The 7,829-nt window shown below is 65.5% G+C and carries 7 protein-coding genes and 1 pseudogene; all 8 read left to right on the forward strand.

Translation table 11 applies throughout. The annotated features are described in order from the left end of the window. Positions 1 to 31: 31 nt before the first annotated feature. Entirely contained in the window at positions 32 to 160 is a 129-nt protein-coding gene (locus tag Q0K09_RS10865) for an AraC family transcriptional regulator (protein ID WP_365932086.1), read from the forward strand. Then, positions 102 to 389 (forward strand): AraC family transcriptional regulator, encoded by a 288-nt coding sequence (locus Q0K09_RS10870; RefSeq protein ID WP_365932081.1) that lies wholly within the window; start codon positions 102 to 104, stop codon positions 387 to 389. Before Q0K09_RS10865 ends, Q0K09_RS10870 begins: the two co-directional genes overlap by 59 nt. 48 nt (positions 390 to 437) lie before the next feature. Then, a complete protein-coding gene (locus tag Q0K09_RS09885) occupies positions 438 to 2,243 on the forward strand; it encodes a sensor histidine kinase (RefSeq protein ID WP_294475810.1) in 1,806 nt (601 codons plus the stop codon). Next, entirely contained in the window at positions 2,243 to 3,148 is a 906-nt protein-coding gene (locus tag Q0K09_RS09890) for a substrate-binding domain-containing protein (protein ID WP_294475812.1), read from the forward strand. The genes Q0K09_RS09885 and Q0K09_RS09890 overlap by 1 nt, the downstream gene beginning before the upstream one ends. Before the next feature lie 35 nt (positions 3,149 to 3,183). Then, on the forward strand, positions 3,184 to 4,179 hold the full coding sequence (locus Q0K09_RS09895) for a galactose ABC transporter substrate-binding protein (protein WP_294475816.1): 996 nt from the start codon (positions 3,184 to 3,186) through the stop codon (positions 4,177 to 4,179). 194 nt (positions 4,180 to 4,373) lie between these two features. Next, positions 4,374 to 5,507, forward strand: a complete 1,134-nt coding sequence (locus Q0K09_RS09900) for a galactose ABC transporter substrate-binding protein (protein ID WP_294475818.1) — start codon at positions 4,374 to 4,376, stop codon at positions 5,505 to 5,507. Positions 5,508 to 5,678: 171 nt separating this feature from the next. Further along, positions 5,679 to 7,178 carry an ATP-binding cassette domain-containing protein gene (locus Q0K09_RS09905; RefSeq protein ID WP_294475820.1) on the forward strand — a complete coding sequence of 500 codons (1,500 nt, stop codon included), beginning with the start codon at positions 5,679 to 5,681 and terminating at the stop codon, positions 7,176 to 7,178. 12 nt (positions 7,179 to 7,190) lie between these two features. Beyond that, positions 7,191 to 7,829, forward strand: a pseudogene (locus tag Q0K09_RS09910) (beta-methylgalactoside transporter); the annotation flags it as partial.

The following is a 7,829-nucleotide window of genomic DNA, read 5'->3' on the forward strand; positions in this document are numbered from 1 at the left end:
AGGCGGAATTCATTTCCGCCGAGGATGTAAAATCAAAGGGGCCCCCGGAAACGGCCCTGCCGTTTCTGGGGCGGGCTACGACGAGCCAAACTATTTCAGCTATGTGTTCAAGAAGCGCTTCGGCGTCACCCCCTCCCAATTCCGCAGGCAGCCCACTTGACCCCGCCTCCGGCGGGGCGCGGCCCCTGCCGCGTCCAAGGGTTTTGCCCTCAGGCAAAGCCCTTGCCGCAGGCGGAATTCATTTCCGCCGAGGATGTAAAATCAAAGGGGCCCCCGGAAACGGCCCTGCCGTTTCTGGGGCGGGCTGCGGCGAGCCAAACTATTTCAGCTATGTGTTCAAGAAGCGCTTCGGCGTCACCCCCTCCCAATTCCGCAAGCAGCCCACTTGACCCCGCCTCCGGCGGGGCGCTGTACCACGAGACGAAAGGAGGCCGCCTATGGGGGAGCTTATGGAGCGGTGCAGCGCCCGCCTGGCCCGGGGCAGCATCCGGTACGCCATGTTCGCCTCCTTTACCGTCAGCGCCCTGCTGGCCGTGGCGCTCACCGGCGTCACCCTCTATGTCCGCTTCTCCGCCCAGCTGAGCGCCGCCATCCGGGAGGAAAACCAGATGCTGGTGGAACAGGTCAACCAGTCCCTGAGCACCTACCTCCGGGACATGATCCGCCTGTCCGACTCCATCTGCTACAACGTGGTCAAGAATACCGACCTGGACCAAAGGCCGGTCAGCGAGGAGATGCGGCTGCTCTACAACACCTACAGCGACTATGTGGAGAACATGGTCCTCTTCACCGGGGACGGCCAGGTGGTGGCCACAGCCCCGGCGGCCCGGGTCCGCCCGGACGCCGAGATCACCGGCGCGCCCTGGTTCACCAGCGCCATGGCCCGCACCGAAAACCTCCACTTTGGCGTCCCGGCCATCCAGACCCTCTTCGAGGACGCCGGCCACAACTACAAGTGGGTGGTCTCCCTCTCCTGCGCGGTGGAGCTGACCCAGGGCGGGGACACCCAGCTGGGCGTGCTGCTCATCGACCTCAAGTACAGCGCCCTCACCGCCCTCTTCCAGAGTGTGAAGCTCTCAGGCAGCGGGTACCTCTACCTGACCGCCGGGGACGGCGCCCTGATCTACCACCCGGAGCGCCCCCTCATCGCCTCCGGCCTGGTGCACGAGAGCAATCTGGACGCCGCGGGGCGGCCCGACGGCATCTACACCGAGACCTGGGAGGGGCGGCGTCGCTCCGTCATCGTCCAGGCGGTGGGCTACACCGGCTGGAAGGTGGTGGGGGTGGTGGACCAGCCCCGGTTCACCTTCGGCTCCGGCAGCGACCTGCTGTTTGTGGCCGTCATCTTCTGCGCCTACCTGGAGCTGGTGATCCTCCTGAACGTCTTCCTGTCCAAGCGGCTCACCGGGCCCATCCAGAAGCTCAAGGCGTCGGTGAGCCGGGTGAAGGAGGGCCCGGAGGCCCCGCCCATCTATGTGGGGGGCAGCTCCGAGACCCGGGAGCTGGGCACCGCCATCCAGGGCATGGTGGACCGCATCCGGCAGCTGGCCGACGGCATCGTCCGGGAGCACGAGGAGAAGGTCAAGAGCGAGCGCAACGCCCTCCAGGCCCAGATCAACCCCCACTTCCTCTACAACACCCTGGACATCATCGTCTGGATGATCGAAAACGGCCAGCGGGAGGAGGCCGTCCGGGCGGTCACCGCCCTGGCCCGCTTCTTCCGAGTGAGCCTCTCCAGCGGGCGCAACATCATCCCCGTCCGGGATGAGCTGGAGCATGTGCGCAGCTACCTGCTGATCCAGGAGATGCGCTACAAGAACAAATTCCGCTACAGCATCGACTGCCAGCCGGAGGCCCAGGGGCTGTCCACCATCAAGCTGGTGGTTCAGCCCATTGTGGAGAACGCCATCTATCACTCCATGGACTTTATGGACGGGGACGGCCGCATCGACATCCGGGCCGAAGTCCAGGACGGCCGGCTCACCATCACCGTGTCGGACAACGGCCTGGGGATGCCCCCCCAGGTGGTGGCGCGGCTTCTCTCCGCCGAACCCCCTGGGGATGCCCCCCGGCGGGAGCGGGGCCGAAAGGGCTCCGGCATCGGCCTGCGGAACGTCCAGGAGCGTATCCGGCTCTACTTCGGACCGGAATACGGGGTGTCCATCCAGTCGGAGCCAGACGAGGGCACCACCGTCACCCTGCGGATGCCTGCGGTGCCCTACGGGGAAATGGAGGACGCCTGATGGGACGGATGGAAAAACGGGTCTTTGCCGGGGTGTTGGCGGCCCTCCTCCTGGCCCTGGGGGCCATGCTCCTCCAGGACCTGCTGGCGGGGGACGCCCCCCGCATTTACCACATCACCATCCTCCTGGACGGCAGCGACGAGGCATACTGGCAGAGCTTCCGCCTGGGGGCCGACCGGGCCGCCCGGGACCGGAACGCCGATGTGGGCTATATCTTCCGCTACGAGGGGACCCCCGCCGCCGCCCAGGCTCAGGCCCTCCGGCAGGCCTGGGAGGGGGAGAGCGACGGGGTGATCCTCTGCCCCCTGGATCGGACCCTTTTGGAGGAAACCCTGTCAGAGGCCCCCGCCCATTTGGCTGTGGTGACGGTGGGGGCGGCCCTGGAGGGGGCGGACTGTGCCATCGCCGCCGGCACGGAGGCTCTGGGCTGGCAGCTGGCCCAGGCCCTGGCGGCGGACGGCGTCACCGCCGTCACCCTCTACCACAGCCCCCAGGAGACTGAGACCCTGGCCCTGCGTCGGCAGGCCTTCCTCCAGGCCCTGGAGGAGCTGGGGATCGCCTGCGCCAGCGCCGCCGCCCAGCCGGAGGGGGTGGAGGGGCTGCCGGAGGGTCCCGCCGCCGCCCTGGAACCGGCTATGGCCGAGGCTCTGTGCCAGGCCGCCGCCGAAGCCGGTCAGGTCTACGGCATCGGCTCCTCCAACCTCCTGCTCCACTACCTGGAGGAGGGGACCGCCGCCGCCCTGGTGGTCCAGAGCGGCTACGACGCGGGCTATCTGAGCCTGCTGCGGCTTCTGGAGGCCCTGGAGGGCGGCAAGCCCCAGGACCAAACTCTGGATTGCTATACCGCCACGGCGGAGAATATGTTCACCGACCCCATGGACCAGATACTCTTTCCCAGCATCTAGGTACCCCCGGCGGGCCGGAGAGAGGAGGCGCTTGCATGAAGCCCGGGAAGCTCCTGGCCCTGGGGGCCGCCGCCCTCCTGCTGGCCCTGGCGGGCTGCCGGGAGGACCGGCAGGAGGACGGCGCCCTCCGCATCGGCGTGGCCGTCTACAAGGGGGAGGACACCTATCTCTCCAACATGACCCAGGCCATGCAGGAGAGCGTGGACCTCTGGTGCGCCGAGACCGGGGAGCGGATTCAGATCTCCCTCTCCGACGCCCAGGAGAGCCAGAACACCCAAAATGAGCAGATCGACCGCTTCCTCTCCCTGGGCTACGATGTGTTGTGCGTCAACCTGGTGGACCGCACCGACGCCGCCCGGGTGGTGGACAAGGCCCGGGAGGCCGGGGTCCCTCTGGTCTTCTTCAACCGGGAGCCCGTCCAGGAGGACATCGACGCCTGGGACCAGGTCTACTATGTGGGCTCCGACGCCCGGCAGTCGGCCCAGCTCCAGGCCCAGATCGTGCTGGACCTCTGGGAGAGCGACCCAGACGCCCTGGACCGGAACGGGGACGGCGTCCTCCAGTACATGATGCTGGAGGGGGAGAGCCGCCACCAGGACGCCGTCATCCGCACCGAGGTATCGGTCCAGACCCTCCGGGAGGCCGGAGTCCCCCTGGAGCGGGTGGAGAGCGGTATCGCCAACTGGGACCGCAACCAGGCCGCCGCCCTCGCCGAGAGCGCCCTGGTCCAGCACCCGGAGATCGAGCTCATCCTGTGCAACAACGACGACATGGCCCTGGGGGCCGCCGACGCGGTGGCGCGGCTGGGGCTGGACTTTGCCAACATCGTGGGCATCGACGGCACCCCCCAGGGGGTGGAGGCCGTGGACCAGGGGCGGCTGCTGGGGACGGTGGTGATGGACTACCCCGCCCATGGCGAGGCCCTCTTCCGCCTGGCCCGGGCCCTGGCCCTGGGGGAGGACCCCATGGAGGCCGCCGGGCTGACGGAGCGGACCATCCGCATCCCCATGTATATTTACAGTTCCCGCTGATTTTGCTGCATCCTGTCTATTTCGCCGATATCTGGTTGCTTTTTATCCACATTTTAGACAAACCGGGTCAAAGTCCCGATAAATTATTTATGAAAAAAAGTGATTTTTCCTCTGGCGCTTTGCCGGGTTTTTTGGTATGATAGGCTCAGGTGAGTGGAACACCCTCGCCAAAGACAACAAAAGGAGGATTCTACATGAAACTCAAGAAACTGTCTGCTCTGCTCCTCTCCGGGGCCATGTGCGTGAGCGTCGCCGCCTGCGGGGGCGGCGGAGGGAACGCCACACCCACCCCCGCCCCCGCCGGCTCTGATGCTCCCACCGAGTCCGGCGCCCCCGCCGCCAGCGACCTGAGCGTGTCCGTCTTCTACTACAACTTCTCTGACGCCTTCATCAGCAACGTCCGCAGCGAGATGGACGCCCAGTTCCAGGCCATCGGCATCACCCCCATCAACCAGGACGGCAACACCAACCAGGGCACCCAGATCGACCAGATCACCACCGCCATCGCTAACGGCGCCAACGTGCTGGTTGTCAACGCGGTGGAGGCCTCCGCCGACGAGACCACCCAGAGCATCGTGGAGTCCGCCCGCACCGCCGGCATCCCCGTGATCTTCTTCAACCGCGAGGTCTCCGACGAGGTGATCAACAGCTATGATCTGGCCGCCTTCGTGGGCACCGACCCCGCCGAGGCCGGCCACATGCAGGGCCAGATGATCGGCAACTACCTGGTGGAGAACTACGACGCGGTGGACCTCAACGGCGACGGCGTCATCTCCTATGTTATGCTCAAGGGCCAGGAGAACAACCCTGAGGCCGAGATGCGTACCCAGTACTCCGTGGAGGACGCCAACGCCATTCTGACTGAGAACGGCTATCCCGAGCTCGCCTACTACGACAGCTCCGCCGCCACCCAGTACCTGGTGGACCCCAACGGCTCCTGGTCCGCCGCCGCCGCCCTGGACCACATGACCACCGTCCTCTCCGCCCACTCTGAGGCTAACGGCAACATGGTGGAGCTGGTCATCGCCAACAACGACGACATGGGCCTGGGCGCCATCACCGCCCTCCAGACCGCCGGCTACAACAACGGTGAGGGCACCACCACCATCCCCGTCTTCACCGTGGACGGCCTCCAGGGCATCGTGGACGCCATCAACGCCGGCACTGCCACCGGCGCCGTGGGCCAGTCCGCCAGCGGCCTGGCCAGTGCGGTGGTCACCCTGGTGCAGAACTATCAGGCCGACGGCGACCTGATGAGCAACACCGAGGGCATGAATGTGGACCCGGCGTGTGCCAAGATCCGCGTCCCCTACACCACCGTCAGCTGATCGCGCAGCTTCTCTGGCTGTCAAGTTGAAATGATTTGCGGGGCTGCCCGTGGGGCGTTTTCCCCATGGGCGGCCCCGCCCCGTTATTTGTGGAGCCACTGCTTGAGCCGCGGACCCCGATCGCCGCGGTTCAAGCGGTGGTTTCCCCAAGGAAAAGAGAGGAGGAATCCTATGGAGCAGCCTGCACTGCTGGAGATGCGCGGCATCACCAAGGAATTTCCCGGCGTCAAGGCGCTGGACGGCGTCAACCTCACCGTCCGGGCTGGCACGGTCCACGCCCTGATGGGGGAAAACGGCGCCGGAAAATCCACCCTCATGAAGTGCCTCTTCGGCATCTACAGCCGGGACAGCGGCACCATCACCCTGGACGGCAAGGAGGTCAACTTCAAAAGCGCCAAGGAGGCCCTGGAAAACGGCGTGGCCATGGTCCACCAGGAGCTCAACCAGGCCCTGACCCGTAGCGTCCAGGACAACCTCTGGCTGGGCCGCTACCCCAAGGTGGGGGGCATCATGGTCAGCGAGCGCATCATGGCCCAGCGCACCAAGGAAATCTTTGAGCAGCTTGGAGTTAAAGTTAACCCCAAGACCATCATGTCCACCATGCCGGTCTCCCAGCGGCAGATGGTGGAGATCGCCAAGGCCGTGTCCTACGACGCCAAGATCGTGGTCTTTGACGAGCCCACCTCCTCCCTCACCGAGTCCGAGGTGGAGCACCTGTTCCGCATCATCAACATGCTCCGGGACAAGGGCTGCGGCATCATCTACATCTCCCACAAGATGGAGGAGATCCTCCGCATCAGCGATGAGGTCACCATCATGCGGGACGGCACCTGGGTGGCCACCCGGCCGGCCAAGGAGCTGACTATGAACGAGATCATCAAGCTGATGGTGGGCCGGGAGCTCACCAACCGCTTCCCGCCCAAGACCAACCAGCCCGGGGAGGTCATCCTGGAGGTGGAGCATCTCTCCGGCAAGTACACCCGCCTCAAGGAGGCCAGCTTCCAGCTCCGAAAGGGGGAGATCCTGGGTCTCGCCGGTCTGGACGGCTCCGGCCGCACCGAGGTGCTGGAGAACCTCTTCGGGGTCATGACCAAGGAGACCGGCACCCTCAGGCTCAACGGCCAGGAGATCCAGAACCGCACGCCCCGGGAGTCCATCAAGAACGGCTTCGCCCTCCTCACCGAGGAGCGCCGGGCCACCGGCATCTTCGGCATCCGGGACATCAAGGAGAACACCGTCATCTCCAACCTGAAAAGCTATCTGATGGGCGGCGTCTGCCTGAGCGACAAGAAGATGCGGGAGGACACCGACTGGGCCATCCAGGCCATGCACATCAAGACCCCCAGCCAGTCCACCCAGATCCGCTCCCTCTCCGGCGGCAACCAGCAGAAGGTCATCATCGGCCGGTGGCTCCTCACCAAGCCGGAGGTTCTGCTGCTGGACGAGCCCACCCGGGGCATCGACGTGGGCGCCAAGTACGAGATTTACCAGCTCATCATCGACCTGGCCAACCAGGGCAAGGGGATTATCATGGTCTCCTCCGAGATGCCGGAGCTGCTGGGCGTGTGTGACCGCATCCTGGTCATGTCCGGCGGACAGCTGGCCGGCGAGGTGGACGCCAAAAACACCAGCCAGGAGGAGATCCTCACTCTGGCGGCGAAGTATGTGTAAGGGGGAAGAGACATGAGTCAAGAGTCCAAGGAATTGGCCGCAAAGGCCCAAAAATTGAGCGGCAAGCAGGTCACCGACCTGCTGATGAACAACATGCTCATCATCATCATGGTGGTGGCCGCCGTGGCCATCGCCATCTACCGGCCGGCCTTCGTGTCGCCCAGCTCCATCATCAACATCATCTCCCTGACGGCGGCCTATCTGCCCGCCGCTCTGGGCATCGCCGGCTGTATCGTCCTCACGGGTACCGACCTAAGCGCCGGCCGGGCCGTGGGCCTCACCGCCTGCGTCTCCGCCTCCCTGCTCCAGTCGGCCACCGCCTCCAACAAGATGTGGCCCAACATCGGCACCCTGCCTATTCCTGTCGTCATTGTCATCGCCCTGGCCCTGGGCGCCCTGATTGGGGCCTTCAACGGCTTCTTTGTGGGCAAGTTCAAGCTCCACCCCTTCATCGTCACCCTGGGCACCCAGCTGATCCTCTACACCTGCCTGCTGCTCTATGTCCTCTCCGGCAACAACGGCGGCGGCACCATCGGCAGCCTGGACGCCAGCTACACCAGCTTCGTCCGGGACCCCCTCTTCTCCATCCCCGCCGGTAACGGGGCCAGCGTCCCCATCCCCCGCTATGTGCTCTACTCCATCCTTCTGGCC

The organism is uncultured Intestinimonas sp., from assembly GCF_944387725.1.
In the GTDB taxonomy this organism is placed as follows: domain Bacteria; phylum Bacillota; class Clostridia; order Oscillospirales; family Oscillospiraceae; genus Intestinimonas.

What these genes read in the sequence shown, in the direction of transcription:
- Q0K09_RS09885 (WP_294475810.1), top strand. Translation starts at nt 438, where the DNA reads ATGGGGGAGCTTATGGAGCGGTGCAGCGCCCGCCTGGCCCGGGGCAGC.
- Q0K09_RS09905 (WP_294475820.1), top strand. Translation starts at nt 5,679, where the DNA reads ATGGAGCAGCCTGCACTGCTGGAGATGCGCGGCATCACCAAGGAATTT.
- Q0K09_RS09895 (WP_294475816.1), top strand. Translation starts at nt 3,184, where the DNA reads ATGAAGCCCGGGAAGCTCCTGGCCCTGGGGGCCGCCGCCCTCCTGCTG.
- Q0K09_RS09890 (WP_294475812.1), top strand. Translation starts at nt 2,243, where the DNA reads ATGGGACGGATGGAAAAACGGGTCTTTGCCGGGGTGTTGGCGGCCCTC.
- Q0K09_RS10870 (WP_365932081.1), top strand. Translation starts at nt 102, where the DNA reads ATGTGTTCAAGAAGCGCTTCGGCGTCACCCCCTCCCAATTCCGCAGGC.
- Q0K09_RS09900 (WP_294475818.1), top strand. Translation starts at nt 4,374, where the DNA reads ATGAAACTCAAGAAACTGTCTGCTCTGCTCCTCTCCGGGGCCATGTGC.